The sequence below is a fragment of the ANME-2 cluster archaeon genome (assembly GCA_014237145.1).
In the GTDB taxonomy this organism is placed as follows: Archaea; Halobacteriota; Methanosarcinia; order Methanosarcinales; family Methanocomedenaceae; genus Methanocomedens_A.
In genome coordinates this window covers 43675-57744 of sequence record JAAXOC010000002.1, presented here as the reverse complement: position 1 = coordinate 57744, position 14070 = coordinate 43675, and the positions used below count along the sequence as shown (strand labels likewise).

The 14070-nt window shown below is 44.5% G+C and carries 14 protein-coding genes and 1 tRNA gene; 4 read left to right on the top strand and 11 right to left on the bottom strand.

Translation table 11 applies throughout. The features are described from left to right. Nucleotides 1-177: 177 nt before the first annotated feature. Nucleotides 178-252: transfer RNA gene (locus HF974_00400), tRNA-Pro, on the bottom strand. 369 nt (nucleotides 253-621) lie between these two features. Here HF974_00400 and HF974_00395 point away from each other — a divergent pair. Next, nucleotides 622-1596 carry a carbohydrate kinase family protein gene (locus HF974_00395; GenBank protein ID MBC2696808.1) on the top strand — a complete coding sequence of 325 codons (975 nt, stop codon included), beginning with the start codon at nucleotides 622-624 and terminating at the stop codon, nucleotides 1594-1596. Here the strand turns inward: HF974_00395 and HF974_00390 are convergent. Further along, the gene (locus tag HF974_00390) at nucleotides 1580-2485 is read right to left on the bottom strand and encodes a formylmethanofuran--tetrahydromethanopterin N-formyltransferase (protein MBC2696807.1); all 906 of its coding nucleotides are present in this window, start codon (nucleotides 2483-2485) and stop codon (nucleotides 1580-1582) included. The genes HF974_00395 and HF974_00390 overlap by 17 nt on opposite strands. 45 nt (nucleotides 2486-2530) lie before the next feature. Beyond that, nucleotides 2531-2704: a hypothetical protein gene (locus tag HF974_00385; GenBank protein MBC2696806.1), complete on the bottom strand. Its 174-nt coding sequence runs from the start codon at nucleotides 2702-2704 to the stop codon at nucleotides 2531-2533. A gap of 16 nt (nucleotides 2705-2720) precedes the next feature. On the opposite strand from HF974_00385, the gene HF974_00380 reads away from it, so the two are divergent. Beyond that, on the top strand, nucleotides 2721-3398 hold the full coding sequence (locus HF974_00380; GenBank protein MBC2696805.1) for a hypothetical protein: 678 nt from the start codon (nucleotides 2721-2723) through the stop codon (nucleotides 3396-3398). 152 nt (nucleotides 3399-3550) lie between these two features. On the opposite strand, the gene HF974_00375 is transcribed toward HF974_00380, so the two are convergent. Further along, nucleotides 3551-4150, bottom strand: a complete 600-nt coding sequence (locus HF974_00375; GenBank protein ID MBC2696804.1) for an endonuclease — start codon at nucleotides 4148-4150, stop codon at nucleotides 3551-3553. Between the two features lie 241 nt (nucleotides 4151-4391). Between HF974_00375 and HF974_00370 the strand changes: the two genes are divergently transcribed. Continuing rightward, nucleotides 4392-4982 carry a DUF445 family protein gene (locus HF974_00370; GenBank protein ID MBC2696803.1) on the top strand — a complete coding sequence of 197 codons (591 nt, stop codon included), beginning with the start codon at nucleotides 4392-4394 and terminating at the stop codon, nucleotides 4980-4982. A 12-nt stretch (nucleotides 4983-4994) separates the two neighbouring features. Here HF974_00370 and HF974_00365 read toward each other — a convergent pair whose 3' ends face one another. The 4 genes from HF974_00365 to HF974_00350 form a co-directional block, all read right to left on the bottom strand. Then, a complete protein-coding gene (locus HF974_00365) occupies nucleotides 4995-5225 on the bottom strand; it encodes a hypothetical protein (GenBank protein MBC2696802.1) in 231 nt (76 codons plus the stop codon). A gap of 103 nt (nucleotides 5226-5328) precedes the next feature. Further along, nucleotides 5329-6246, bottom strand: a complete 918-nt coding sequence (locus HF974_00360; GenBank protein ID MBC2696801.1) for a GHMP kinase — start codon at nucleotides 6244-6246, stop codon at nucleotides 5329-5331. After that, the gene (coaBC, locus tag HF974_00355) at nucleotides 6243-7469 is read right to left on the bottom strand and encodes a bifunctional phosphopantothenoylcysteine decarboxylase/phosphopantothenate--cysteine ligase CoaBC (GenBank protein ID MBC2696800.1); all 1227 of its coding nucleotides are present in this window, start codon (nucleotides 7467-7469) and stop codon (nucleotides 6243-6245) included. Before coaBC ends, HF974_00360 begins: the two co-directional genes overlap by 4 nt. A 92-nt stretch (nucleotides 7470-7561) precedes the next feature. Continuing rightward, complete coding sequence (locus tag HF974_00350; protein ID MBC2696799.1) at nucleotides 7562-8083, bottom strand: M48 family metallopeptidase; 522 nt, start codon at nucleotides 8081-8083, stop codon at nucleotides 7562-7564. A gap of 383 nt (nucleotides 8084-8466) precedes the next feature. On the opposite strand from HF974_00350, the gene fhcD reads away from it, so the two are divergent. Continuing rightward, complete coding sequence (gene fhcD, locus HF974_00345; protein ID MBC2696798.1) at nucleotides 8467-9363, top strand: formylmethanofuran--tetrahydromethanopterin N-formyltransferase; 897 nt, start codon at nucleotides 8467-8469, stop codon at nucleotides 9361-9363. Nucleotides 9364-9470: 107 nt separating this feature from the next. Here the strand turns inward: fhcD and HF974_00340 are convergent, their stop codons facing one another. The 3 genes from HF974_00340 to HF974_00330 all read right to left on the bottom strand — a co-directional run bounded on the left by HF974_00340 (nucleotide 9471) and on the right by HF974_00330 (nucleotide 14069). Further along, on the bottom strand, nucleotides 9471-10679 hold the full coding sequence (locus HF974_00340) for a threonine synthase (protein MBC2696797.1): 1209 nt from the start codon (nucleotides 10677-10679) through the stop codon (nucleotides 9471-9473). Between the two features lie 145 nt (nucleotides 10680-10824). Beyond that, nucleotides 10825-11142, bottom strand: a complete 318-nt coding sequence (locus HF974_00335) for a M48 family metallopeptidase (GenBank protein MBC2696796.1) — start codon at nucleotides 11140-11142, stop codon at nucleotides 10825-10827. Nucleotides 11143-11144: 2 nt separating this feature from the next. Continuing rightward, on the bottom strand, nucleotides 11145-14069 hold the full coding sequence (locus tag HF974_00330) for an HsdR family type I site-specific deoxyribonuclease (protein MBC2696795.1): 2925 nt from the start codon (nucleotides 14067-14069) through the stop codon (nucleotides 11145-11147). Nucleotide 14070: the final 1 nt, after the last annotated feature.

The following is a 14070-nucleotide window of genomic DNA, read 5'->3' as shown; positions in this document are numbered from 1 at the left end:
CTCAAGTCCACGTATGGAGCCCGCAGAGCTGCATACATGTCCAGCCACCTATTGCTATAATATCACTAACAACCTCAAGTCCACGTATGGAGCCCGCAGGGCTGCATACGTGTGCAGCCTGCTACTGGCTAGAGTAGGGGTGAGTACATGTGCAGCTCGCTACTTGTTATAGTAAAATGGGGCCGCGGAGATTCGAACTCCGGTCGCAAGACCCCCAGCCTTGCAGGATGGTCCAGGCTACCCTACGGCCCCTTTAAGGTGGGATGTTGGGGGTGTTCTTAGTAGTCTCTTTTTAGTATTTTACCTTTTCTAATGAACCGCAGTATTAATAGAAGTACAAAGGTCTAAACTTGAAGGTGAGAACTCTGAAAAACTCGCTGAACTTAAGGCGGCAGGAGATCATCAAAAGAAATTTAGGATATCTGCTGGATAGAAGTGAAGATCTTGGTGAGTAAAGTACTTGCCCATCCGCCCTGCTTAGATTATGATGGTAATGTTCAGGAAACGATTTTACGATCGATTATGCACAATCATTTTAGAAAAAACAACTTATTTAATATTCCATAAAGATTATTTATAGTCCTATAAAAAAAACACAAAATACCTCCATATCTCTAAACCATGACCACACCACAACAACACCCACCCCCAAATAACACCAACCACACCCCCCACACAATACTTGGTTTCGGAGCACTGAACCTTGACAGGATATACTACGTAGACAGGATTGTCAGGCCCGATGAAGAAGGTTTTATAAGTTCCACAGAAAACCACCCCGGCGGGTCAGCAGCCAACACCATTGTAGGTCTGTCCAGACTGGGCACCGAAACCGGCTACATAGGAAAAGTAGCTGGAGATGAAAGCGGCAGGATATTACTTGATGACCTGTCGTTCGAAGGTGTGGATACAACAGGTGTAAGTATTACCAATAACCAGAATGACAGGAGCGGTGAATGCCTGATCATGGTGGACGGCAGGGGAGATAGGGGTATACTTGTAGACCCTGGTGTTAATGATACCATTTCCATAGCAGATGTGGATATGGACCAGCTCAACAGTGCCGCCCTCATCCACATGACCTCTTTTGTATGCAGGAATTCTGACACATCCTTTAATACCCAAAAGCATGTTGCGGCCAGTACTACCGCAGACATAAGCCTGGACCCTGGCACACTATATGCCGAGCTGGGCATGGAAGCATTAATGGAATTCATAAGCCAGGCCAGGGTGGTGTTGCCAAGCGAACATGAACTAAAACTCATGACCGGATGTGAGGATATTCAGGAAGGTGCCAGTATGCTTATCGATGCCGGGGCACAATGGGTCGCTGTCAAGATGGGGGCAAATGGATGCTATGTTGCAGACGGAACCATACAAAAACAGATCCCTGCGCAAAAAGTGAATGTGGTAGACACTACAGGTGCCGGTGATGCATTCAATGCCGGTTTTATCTATGGTATGCTGCAGGGTAAGGACATAGCGACCAGCGCTCTGATGGGGAACATCACTGCATCAATTAAAATAACAAAACGCGGTGCACGCAGCGGATTACCCCACAAGGACCAGCTGGATGCGGCTATAACAGGTCTTTAAGGTATATCCGGAATTTCCCCAGTTTCCTATCATAATTGCCAGCAGAGATACGTTTTAGACCTTGCACCCCGGATGCTGCATACATAGCTGCTTTCATGGCATTTCCCACAGCCTTTTCATCAACACCGTTTATCACGATCTCGGGTATGGACTCTATGCCATCCGGTACTGCAAAATCCGGGATTTTTCCTTTCAACGTGGGGCAGTAAGGATGGTTGGTACTTGGTCCTACCTCAGGATGTGCTTGCCCGGGATAAACTGGCTTGGAACCGGCAGAGCAGATATCAAAGGTCGATACCGCACCTTTTACGCCATCTACAGCCACTACTGCCTTGTCCCCTGCTTCCAGGGCTGAATCAATTGAATCGCAGAAGAACCATACATTTCCACCCATAACACCCCTTGCCGTGCAGAGGTACCGCTCGATGATGAACTCCCCCATCATAAGCGGAAGCACAATGGTCTGCCTGCCGTAGCGCTTTTCTTCTACCTGATAGCCGTCAGCACAGTATCCTACAGGTGCCATCAGATCAATGGAAGTCCCGGATTCCAGGGCATTGAACACTGATGTGGTGGGCACAACAAGGATGCCTTGTCTGATCCGCCAGCCCAGTTCAAAGGCCAGTATCCGGTCAGAGTCCTTGATATCGTTCACCCATATCTGGACAACAGCCCCTATCCTGCCATCGGGAGTGTCGGCAGGGTCAAGCCAGGCTTCTATACCGCCCTCGGATTTCCCGAATACGGTGGACGGCAGGGCAGTGGAAAGGTAAGCAGCACGTTTGAGCCGCTTCTTGTCGCCGGCAGTGATGATAAATCTGGTAAATACGCCGCTGAAGGCTTCGCAGTAGGTATCATCCACAGTGATGTTATTTATATTCAATTTCATACCTATCTCTTAAAGATTACTGCATTTCTTAGTAATTATATTTTCTCATTCTTTTTGCTGCCACTGTTTTTGTTGAATTTGAGCGATAGCGAAATTGGAATCGGTATCGGTATCGTTGATGCATGGCACATGTTCATACTTGTGGTCCGTAAGAGGATAACCGGGACATAGTTCATTGAAGGTCTTATTGTGCAGTCCCAAAAGTTTTATATGTTTCATAAAATACTATTCTACAATGAAAAATGTTGGATTACTGTTAGAAAGACAACATATACATCTGGTCATATTAGCGGTTCTCCTGGCAGGAATATCTATTCTTGTTAAGACTGGCAAATTCATGGAGGGGCAAATTCTTGGTATCGATACTGTAGCATGGTTCGTGCTTGCCATCGCTATTGCCGTATTGCACCAGGTCTATGTATTGTTCTGCTGGCGGGTACAATTGCATTATTCATTGATCACCAGGTTATTTGGCTGGAACGGATTTGCCTATTATTCAACTGGTTTTTTCATACTTGCAATATTAAGGATAATTTTCGTAATACTACTGGCAGTTTCCAGCAGGAACACCCTGCCTGTAGACCAGTTCATATTGAATATCATGGCACTGGCAGTCACATTGCCGGCCGTGTATCTATTTTATTCTATTGGCAGGTTTTTTCCCTACAATCGTGCTGTGGGGATCGACCACTTTGATATGTCCTATAGAAATAAACCATTGGTAAACGAGGGGATCTTCAAGTATTTCAAGAATCCAATGTATATTTTCGGAATTGCAATACTATTGATACCCGGACTGTTATATTCATCAGGGGCAGCGCTGCTGGTAGCTTTATTTAGCCAGATCTACATCTGGGTTCATTATTATACGACTGAGAGACCGGACATGAAACGAATTTACGGCACCGGTTAAGACATATTTCTATTACCTGAAACCTCATGTCCAGTAGGGACAAGCTGGATTCACAGGGTTTTGATTATACACATGGCGAATGTAATTTCGTGGCATACGGATATGGATAATATCGCTTGTTACCAATTTCTCAGACCAACAGCGCCAGAGTATTATTTTTCCACAAGCACACATTCATCACATCTGTTCTTCCCGCAATACTGTTTACCATATTCCACTATCAGGGCATGGTATTCTTTGAACATCTCAGTATCGTGTTTAAGTTCCGACTCAAACATCTCCTGGAGCGAACGGTAGCTGCCACTTAAACCCAGGCATCCCAGTATCCTGCGGGTATAGGCATCGATCACGAACTTGGGCTTGTTAATAGCATAAAGTATAATGCTGTCAGCGGTCTCCTCCCCCACACCATCAAGTTCAAGCAGGTCCTTTCGCAGGTCTTGCACAGGCCTGTCGTACATGGCATCACCATGCAAGGAAAAATATCGGGCCAGGTTCTTGAGCCGCCTGGCCTTCTGGCGGTAGAAGCCTGTACACCTGACCAGTTCTTCGAGTTTTAGGGTATCTGCACAGGCAAGCCTGTCTGAATCCAACAGGGAATGTGATTTCAGGTTTGAGATAGCTTGTTCTACATTACTCCACCGGGTCTGCTGGGTCAGTAGTGCTCCAACTACCACTTCAAAGGGTGTATCGGCCGGCCACCAGTGCTGGTGTCCAAGTACAGATAGCAGTTTTTCATATATCAGACGCATTTTATTTCCTATTATTCTTTTTTTAGGTTAATGTAAAGGTGATTCACCGGTAAATAAATCTATATGTCCTAATCAAGGATAAGAACGTAATTGACTCCGGACTTCGCTTCGTAGTTGATTTGCAATTTTTTACCGTAATTGACACCAACACCTATGCCAGGGATGCGGACCTCTGTCCACCTAGAAACCCCTGGCAGACTTACACCAACATTAAATTATATTCCGGCATATATCTACTAATATGGAGTACGCCCCCTACCTTTTCCCTATCATCGGGTGCCTGATAGGATACTCAACCAATTATATCGCAGTAAAGATGCTCTTTCGGCCCCACAAGCCCATAGGCATCGGACCCTTCAAGATACAGGGTCTGCTCCCAAAGCGCAGGAACGATATTTCAGAAAGCATTGCTGCCACGGTAGAGGATGAACTGATCTCAATGAAAGACCTTACCAAGGTGCTAAAAGCACTTGACCTGGGGCCAGAGATAGATAAGATGGTGGACGGTTTTTTTGAATCATCCGAGTACAATGGAAAAAGCGAGATACTTGGCAGGATCAATACTACGATCAATGCTTACCTGCACTCCAGGGTCAAGAAGTCAATCAATGCCAATAAGGACGAACTGATAAGTGAGTTCATTTGTGAGATCGAAAGGAACGTGGACTTCAAGGACATCATAGTGAAGAACATAGAATCCTATGACCTTGACCAACTGGAGGACATAGTACTCAGGGTATCCTCAAAAGAACTGGGATACATCACCATTATTGGCGGTGTCCTGGGATTTCTGGTGGGCCTTATCCAGATGGTCTTTTACCTTGGAAAATAAGGCAGGGAATAATTAATCTGCCGAATCCTGGCCTCGTTCATCTGATAATTCTATAGCTATTTTCTTTAAGGTCATGTACTCTTCAAAAGTAGGGTCTTCCTTTTTATTGATGGCCTTTAATCTGTTAATTTCGATGCCACTACTCTTGCTTATGTCCTCGTATGTAAACCGGAAATTATGAATCAACTGCTTGATATAACGTTTGGTCCTTGTCCTGATCCTTGATTTATCCTTATTATCCATAGTATTACACCTATATTATTAATGATAATTAAGAGGTCTGTATTGTTAGTGGGATTATTTAATTTATCGCTTGTCAAGGGGTTATCTAAACTCTGTATACTGTTTAAAGATTATGTGCACCCGTGGTTCCTATCCTGCTGCTACCGACCTGCCCGAATTCCATTAGAGCACTACCGTCCCCCAGCGCAAATACGGTGTCCCCCAGCATAGCCATACTGGCTAGTCCGCCAGCGGCTTCCACTGCTTCAATGGCATCTGCAGCTCTTGAACTGACAAGTCCTGTATCAAATGCAAAATCTCTTGAAAGGGATATAAAATATTCAAGCCCTGGCCGTTTGAGCAGTGCCTTCAATGCCCGTTGGCCCAGTATATTGATACTCTCCATGGTTTTCTCATCATCCAGCACCGATGAGGTCGATATCTCACCCAGGCAGACCCATGACACTTCCATGGCATCTACTGGCACTTTTTTGACCGCACCAACCCCGGGTGCCCCTGCTGCTGTCCTGATAACCAGGCCACCTGTATACTGTCCTGCCACATCCCCCATCCCTGTCCTGTTCACCACTTCCGCAGAATGGGCCACAGCAGCCGCCTGTTCCATAGTAAGGCCCTGCCCCTGGTCGGCATTTATTGCCAGGGCAGTTGCCAGCGCAGCCGCACCGCTCACCCCGAAACCATAACCCAGAGGAACATCTGCTGTCAGGTCAACGATCAGCCTGGAATGCCCGGCACGAAGCAGCGATTCGACCACATACTCAACGGTGGGCAGGTCTATCTGCTCACCATTTAATCTTATAAGCGCCCCTGAACCTGTTATATCGGCTGTATCTAGTGTACCTGTTATATCGGTTGTATCGGTTGTATCGGTCGTACCTGTTGTACCGATTGTTACTCTTGCGGTCACTCCTGTTTCAAGACACAGCCCACAGCCAACCGATCCGGCCTTAACAGGGTCAGGATCGGGCCTTACTGCAAAAAAACCAGTGATATGAGCCGGCGCAAATGCCGTTAAAGTCATCCATTTACCTCTATGAACCTGTCAAGAACAGCCCCTGCAATGACCTGTTTATCCCCTGTAACCGGACCGGTCTCACCACCAGGGCTATCCAGGATATAGACAGTATTATCCCGGGTTCCCATTCCGCCCTTTCCCACATCATTGGCCACTACTATTGAAAGACCATACTTTGCCATCAATTCTTTTGCGCTTGCAATAAGCCCGTCCTTGTCCACATTGGCTTCGGCCTTGAAACCGATAATATCCAGTTCAGGATAATTTTCCCTGACCTTTTGCGTCAGCTTTTGGGCAGGTCGAAGAGTTAGGATGAGTGCTTCCTGGCCCGACTTGATCTTATGGTCCACAGGTTCAACAGTATAATCTGAAATTGCTGCAGAACTAATGAAAAGGTCGCAGCCTTTTTTGATCTCATCCAGCACACTGCGGGTCATGTCCTTTGCTGACACCGCTTCTACCTCAGTTATGCCGTACAGCCCCTGCAGCCCGGGATGCACCAGTGTCACATCCGCACCCTTGCGGTATGCCTCCCTGGCCAGTTCCACACCAGTTCGGCCGGATGAGCGGTTGGTAAGCACCCTGATGGCATCGATACGTTCTATTGTCCCGCCGCCTGTGATCAACACCTTCCTGCCATCTAGGCTGCCGTCTCCCAGTATTCGCTGCACCTCCAGTACTATATCCTCATTAGCTGCTATTTTGGCGGTCTTTTCATCGATGAGCGGATCCTGGAGCAGTACTCCCATGCTTTTTAGTCTCTCGATGTTTTCCCGTATTGCCAGGTGGTTATACATTGAACCGTGCATTGCAGGTACAACAAGCAAAGGTATGCCGCTGCCCATGGCTGTGGTGGCGAAGGTAGTAGGCGGGGTATCGTCGATACCAAGTGCCATTTTGCTGATAGTATTGGCAGTACACGGCGCTACCAGCAGCAGGTCGGCAGTACCTTCCTCCCCGCAGTACTCCACATGTTCCACTGCACCCGTAATCCTTGTCATGACCGGGTGCCCGGTTGCGTAATGCAGTGCATCCGGATGGATTATTCCCTGGGCGGCCTGGCTCATCACCACCCTGACAGTGGCACCGTGGCGCACAAGTTCCCTTGCCAGTTCGATGGTGCGTACCGCAGCAATGCTGCCCGTGACTGCCAGTACTATAGTCCTGTTCTTCAGGGTGGCGGATAAAGTGCCGGTCAGTAGAAGGGTTGGGTGTTCGTTCATAGTCATCACCTGATCTGGGTGTTTGTTCATAGATATCACCTGATTTGTCTGGTTGACTATTCAATGTTTTGATGACAAACCATCAAAGATGGTCAGCCTCACTTATCAGACCCGTTGTTATCTTCCATACCCCGGCAGATCAGAAAACCCCTGGCACGTTCTGCATACCTGTATTCATTTACCTTGTTCCAGAACCGTTTTGAATGGTCAGGATATACCAGGTGTGTTATCTCGTGCATGATCACATAATCCAGTACCCAGATCGGCATATCTGCCAGCTTATGAGAGATACGGATGGTGCCACTTGCAGGTGTACAGCTTCCACTTCTGGCATTCTGGTTTGTTACGTACCTGATGGAATTTACACTAAGCTGGCCGCCGAAATACTTGTTATTGAACTCACTGAACCGCTTTTGGAGATATTGGTCATCATTGAGTTCTTTTTTTAAGCTTTTTTTCTCTACCTTTGCTTTTATTTTTTCTATCCACTGCACCTCTTCCTGTTTGCTTAATCCGGCAGGCAGATAGATCTTTAATTTATTTCCATCCTGTCTTGCCTGGATCGTTTTTTTACGTCGTACGCTTCGGATTATTTCAACAGTAGGCTCTTTGTCAGTCATGGTAATGGCCATATATTGTTATATATATTTGATGTTATAACGGCAAAATAATTAATTATTTTTCCATCATAACAACACCATAGTTAAAAACCAAACAAATAAAACTTACTCTTTGCACTATTTGCAATAGCAAGATGTTTAAAAACAATATCTCCCACTACATTTATTTATTAACGCAAAGTATGCACAGAACGCAAAGTGGTCACATGATATTTAATGAATATTATGTTCTTGCTATAATATTTATGTTAGTGAGTATCTGTTTGTAAAATTTACCTGATTTTGAACGCTTTTTGTTCAACCACATGAATAAAATACATAACCGAACAATTTCGAAGAGTATATGTAGACATCAGTAAAATCAGTTACTTGTAGGGATATATATGGAATTAAATGGTATAGAAATCGAAGATACTTTCGCAGAAGCTTTTCCGATAAAGATTGCAAGAGTACTGATCACCGGAGCTACAGAACGATGGGCCCTTGTGGCAGCCAGAGAAGCCACAGGTTTTGGTACATCAGTGATCGCATGCCCGGCAGAAGCAGGGATCGAAAAAGTTGTGGGTGGAGATGAAACCCCAGACGGCAGACCTGGTGTGTACATACAGATATGTACTTTCGGGTACAAGGCCATGGATGAACAACTACTGAACAGGCTTGGACAGTGCGTACTTACAGCACCTACTGCACATATGTTCAATGGGCTGCCAGATGCCGAGAAGCAATTTGATACAGGCTTTAAGCTCAAATTCTTCGGCGATGGGATAGAGTCCGAACTCGATGTGGGTGGCAGGAAATCATACGCTGTTCCGATGATGGAAGGTGATTTTATCACAGAGCACAGTATCGGTGCCGTGGAGGGCATTGCCGGTGGTAATTTCTTTATGCTGGCAGATAACCAGATGGCTGCACTGGCCGCAGCCGAAGTTGCAGTGGATGCCATCGCTAAAGTTGAAGGCGTAATTACACCCTTCCCGGGCGGCATTGTTGCCAGCGGTTCAAAGGTCGGTGCAAATAATTACTCATTTATGAAGGCCACTTCAAATGAGAAGTTCTCGCCCAGTGTCAAGGATAAAGTAGAAGGCAGCAATGTACCTGCTGATGTGAACGGCATCTATGAGATCGTCATCAACGGACTGGATGCAAAAGTAATCTCAGAGGCAATGCTGGCAGGCATTAAAGCTGCGGTACAGATACCAGGCATGAAGAAAATAACTGCCGGTAATTTTGGCGGCAACCTGGGACCCCATAAATTTAATCTGCACGATATAGTCAAGTGAGACCCCTGGTCTCACCGTTCCTTTTTTTTTTCGATTCAATTAGCTGGTATTTATTGTATCAGTGCCGGATGGGATATTTTCCATGAGGATATATTGAGCCTTTTCATCTATGAAAATACTGCCTTTCGCACAGACTCGGCAGTGGCATCAACTACTATCGGGCTCTCGCACATATCCATAACTTCCTCAGGGTCCTTGAGCAGGTGCCCTGTGGTAATACAGACCACAGTCTCATCAGACTTAATCGCACCCATATCCACCAGTTTCTTAAGACCAGCCACTGAAGATGCACTGGCAGGCTCCACACCGATACCCTCAAGCCGGGCCAGGTCCTTTTGTGCTGCCACTATCTCGTCATCCGATACAGATTCAGCCAGCCCTCCCGACTGGTATATTGCCCGTAGTGCCTTCACCGCATTCACAGGGTCGCCTATCCTGATGGCAGTTGCTATGGTCTCGGGGTTGGTTACAGGAACAATGTCCTTCTGGTTCTGCTTGAATGCATTTACTACAGGACAGGACCCTTCGGCCTGTATCCCAATCATCGTCGGGATACGCTCAGTCAGTCCCAGTTCGTAGAACTCCCTGAACCCCTTGTAAATGGCAGTGATATTACCGGCATTACCCACTGGCAGTACCAGTTTATCAGGCACTTCCCATCCAAGCTGGTCAGCGATCTCAAAAGCAATGGTCTTCTGTCCCTCAAGCCTGTACGGGTTAACTGAATTCAATAAATAGAATCCCTCATTATCACACAGGTCCCTGACAAGTTTCAGGGCATCATCAAAATTGCCCTTTATGCTCAGTACCTTGGCACCGTGCATCATTGCCTGGGCCACCTTGCCCATTGCCACCTTTCCTGCCGGAAGCAGTACCACAACAGGAATACCTGCCTTGGCCCCGTAGATAGCCAGGGAAGCCGAAGTATTGCCAGTGGACGCACATGCCACTGTCTTCATACCCAACTCAAGTGCCTTGGATACACCGACAGTCATGCCCCGATCCTTGAAACTGCCAGTGGGATTAAGACCTTCATGTTTCACATACATGGTATCGATGCCGATCTTTTCGGACAGGGGGCTGCATTTATACAGGGGTGTACCGCCCTCGTTGGTTGAGACAGGTTCCCGCTCAACAGGCAGGAGAGCTTTATATTTCCATACAGACAGCGGAATTCCCTCAAAGTCCTTCCTGCCGATGGATAGGTCTGACCAGTCATAGATTATCTCAAGCAGGCCGTCGCATTTCGGGCAGGTATAAACGATCTCCTGCGGGGTATATTCTGCATTGCACTGGATACATTTCTGGCTGTACATCTTGGTTCTCCGGATATGTGATGAATTTTAATATCTTAACGGAACAGGATTACTTAACTTTATTTATAGGTCAGCCCAAGCCAGGTTTAATTTGACATTACAATCATTAGCTGGAGCCAGGAAGCGAAGACTGAATTAATTTTATCTATTTATCCCCATTTGTTATTTTATTCAATTTCTCTTCCATGTTCTTATAGTCGCCCAGGTAAGCACTCATTAGGCTTTTCCAAAGTTTGCCATGGTTGGGAATATTAAAATGTAACAGTTCATGCACAATTACATATTCGCCAATCTCTTTGTCCAGCTCAAGCAGTTCTTTATTGAAATTTAAATTACAATCTGTCGAACATGAAGCCCATTTGTTTTTCATAGGTCGAATGGCAAGTGCCTTTATTTCAATGTCCATTTTCCCGGCAAACTCTCTTACTCTTGCCTTGAATTCTGATTTATCGTTCCATTTCATAATCATAGATCGTAGGCTTTGAATAGGTGATAAAATAATTCTTCTACAATGACGGCAGCTTTGTCAATATCCTCTTCTTCGTTAAGTACTGCAAAAGTTGCTCCTTTTCTTAAATCTCTCAATTCCTTTTCGCTTGTTTTCCAATTCGGATTATTCATAAACTCTGCTTTAATCTGCCTGGTTATTTCATCTGCATTTTTGATATCTTTGTCAAGAAGTGTACGGTAAATGAAGAATGTTAAGCCATCAAATCCTTTTTCTGCCTGTTCCTTTTTCCTTTGTATGTCATCTTCACAAATCTTTTTAATTTCTTCTAATGCTTCCTGTGTGCTGATTTGTCTGTCTTCATAGTGTTCTTCTACCTGTGCGGCTCTTTCCAGCAAACCAATTAAAAATGGATCATCGGAATTATCCTCTGCAATTTTTTCAATACTCTTAACCAGGTTGATTACCCGTGTATTGTAATTGCTTTGGTTTTCTTTTATTTTTTGAATTGTATCTTCATTGATCTCAAAGAATTCATAGGTTTGCTGCAAATTTTCCATGCCAATTTTTTCTTGGATCAGCTCATTGGTTTTTCTTTGAAATTCCCTGTCAACCTGTATTCTTTTTGTGTAAGCATTTCTTACAATTTTATAAATGGCAGAAAGTGTAGCATAATCATCAATGTAAGGTCTCAGGAATTTGTCAGGTGAAATGATCTCGTATAGCATTTCCACCTCTTTGTATAATTTGAAAAATTCTTTTCGTTTGGATTTATCCCTGAAGTATGCAATGAGATTATCAGTGTCTTTGTCGTTAAACCCATATTTTAATAGTTGCAAGTATGGAGGAACCTTTTCTTCCATGTTTGCCTTGAATAAATGTTTCAGCAATTGAATATCCTTTACTATCGCATTTATTTCGTCGCTGTCAAATGCAAGGGCTTTTTCAAGATTTTCAAATATGCCTACAAAGTCCAAGACAAAGCCATGGGGCTTTATCATGTCCTTTTCTTCGTTCTCATATGGTCTGTTTACCCTTGCAATGGCTTGAAGAAGAGTATGGTCACGCATGGGTTTATCCAGATACATGGCGTATAAAATTGGCGCATCAAATCCAGTTAACAGTTTTTCAGTAACGATCAGGATTTTCGGTTGTTCTTCTATTTTGGTGAACTTCTTTCGGATTTCCTTTTCCTTTTTCTTGTCAATGTGATATTTCTTTAAATCTGGTGTATCATTGTTATTTCCTGTATAGACTACTTCTGAATATTCAGGTGGCAGGAATTTATCTAACGCTTTTTTATACATGGCACATGCCGGACGGTCAACCCCAACTAAGAATGCCTTATAGCCCATTGGCTCCACATTTTCTGTGTAATGCTTTGCTACATATTCAGCTACCTTTTCTACTCGTTCCTGTCCTTTCAAAAAGTTACGGGTATTTACAGCACGTTCCAGAATTTTATTCAATTCCTCAATGTCATTTACTCCATAAGCTTCCGCCAGGTTGAGAAATTCTTTTTCTAAAATTTCTTTTGGTACTAATAGCTCGTTTGGAGCCACACCGTAAAAGAGGGGTAAGGTTGTACCGTCTTCAATACTTTCTGCAATGGAATATTTATGCAGATAACCTGATTTATCTTCTATACCAAAGGTTTTGAATGTTCCTCTACCGTAAACTGTTTTGTCAATGGGTGTACCTGTAAAACCTATGAAGGTGGCATTGGGGACAGCAGCCATCAGATAATTACCCAAATCGCTTCCTGTGGTACGGTGGGCTTCATCAATCAAGACATAAATATTTTTACGAGTATTAACTTCAGCAGGCATATCCCTGAATTTATGTAACGTGCTGACGATTATTCCTCTGTAATCGTTTTTCAGTATTTTTTGCAAGTCTTTGATACGCTCTGCCTGTACCACATTTTTTGCACCGACCGAATCGAGGTTTTTGAGCATCTGGTCTTCCAGCTCATTGCGGTCAATCAATAAAAGAATAGTAGGCTTTTCTGCTTCTGGAGCTTTAAACAACAACTCGGCTGTTTTTATCATGGTGTAGGTTTTGCCGCTTCCCTGAGTATGCCACACTAAACCCCTTGTCTTGTCCGGGTCAATTGCCCGTTCCACCACTTTTTCAACGGCTGTTTTCTGGTGCTGGCGTAAGATGTATTTGTTTAACTCTTCGTTCTGCTCGGCAAAAATTATGAACTTTTTTAGGTAATCAAGTATGTTCTGCTTATCGCAAAACGATTTTATTTTTGCTTCCAGATTGCCGATTTCCTCTTCTTTCCAGTTGAAAATATTTCTTTTGATGGTATTCCAGGTCACGCCATATGAAAAACCAATACTCTCTGTTGCTGTGTAGATCTGCTGGGGAACGAAAAACTCAGGGGTCTCGCGGTGATACCGTCTGATCTGGTCTATGCCGATGGCAATCGCTTCGTCTTTGGTGGCGTTCTTACATTCAATAACCAGAACCGGAATGCCATTAATGAGAAAAACCACATCTTCCCGGTTGGCATATTGTCCGTTGAAGAGATAATATTCTTCAGTTACTTCATAGATGTTTTTGTCTGGCTTGTCATAGTTTATCAGAATAAGGTTAAACTCACGGTTTTCTTCTTTGCTGAAAAAAGTTTTTTCACCTTGAAGGTGTTGTAAAAAATCCCGGTTGCCTGCAATGGTGGGTAACGGCAGATCGAGTTTGCGAAGGAGTTCTTCTTTGCTGTCTTTGAATTTTGGATTGAATTGTTTTACTTTTTCAAATAAGGTATCAGTGAAAAACCGGGAAGCATGCTTGGCTCTTTCTCTGGGTGAAGCGCCGGATGGATCAAAGCCTCTGCACAGCTCGGCTTCGCTTTGTGAAACCACTGCCCAGCCGATTTCCTTTGCATATTTTAGTATGCGGGATTGTACGCTTTTATGTTCAGTTGGTATTGTCATA

Excerpts from the sequence above, each read along its gene's own strand:
- HF974_00375 (MBC2696804.1), bottom strand. The coding sequence starts at position 4,150 with ATGCGTCTGATATATGAAAAACTGCTATCTGTACTTGGACACCAGCAC.
- HF974_00330 (MBC2696795.1), bottom strand. The coding sequence starts at position 14,069 with ATGACAATACCAACTGAACATAAAAGCGTACAATCCCGCATACTAAAA.
- HF974_00360 (MBC2696801.1), bottom strand. The coding sequence starts at position 6,246 with ATGACTTTAACGGCATTTGCGCCGGCTCATATCACTGGTTTTTTTGCA.
- fhcD (MBC2696798.1), top strand. The coding sequence starts at position 8,467 with ATGGAATTAAATGGTATAGAAATCGAAGATACTTTCGCAGAAGCTTTT.
- HF974_00390 (MBC2696807.1), bottom strand. The coding sequence starts at position 2,485 with ATGAAATTGAATATAAATAACATCACTGTGGATGATACCTACTGCGAA.
- HF974_00365 (MBC2696802.1), bottom strand. The coding sequence starts at position 5,225 with ATGGATAATAAGGATAAATCAAGGATCAGGACAAGGACCAAACGTTAT.
- HF974_00335 (MBC2696796.1), bottom strand. The coding sequence starts at position 11,142 with ATGAAATGGAACGATAAATCAGAATTCAAGGCAAGAGTAAGAGAGTTT.
- HF974_00380 (MBC2696805.1), top strand. The coding sequence starts at position 2,721 with ATGAAAAATGTTGGATTACTGTTAGAAAGACAACATATACATCTGGTC.
- HF974_00385 (MBC2696806.1), bottom strand. The coding sequence starts at position 2,704 with ATGAAACATATAAAACTTTTGGGACTGCACAATAAGACCTTCAATGAA.
- HF974_00350 (MBC2696799.1), bottom strand. The coding sequence starts at position 8,083 with ATGACTGACAAAGAGCCTACTGTTGAAATAATCCGAAGCGTACGACGT.
- coaBC (MBC2696800.1), bottom strand. The coding sequence starts at position 7,469 with ATGACTATGAACGAACACCCAACCCTTCTACTGACCGGCACTTTATCC.
- HF974_00395 (MBC2696808.1), top strand. The coding sequence starts at position 622 with ATGACCACACCACAACAACACCCACCCCCAAATAACACCAACCACACC.
- HF974_00340 (MBC2696797.1), bottom strand. The coding sequence starts at position 10,679 with ATGTACAGCCAGAAATGTATCCAGTGCAATGCAGAATATACCCCGCAG.
- HF974_00370 (MBC2696803.1), top strand. The coding sequence starts at position 4,392 with ATGGAGTACGCCCCCTACCTTTTCCCTATCATCGGGTGCCTGATAGGA.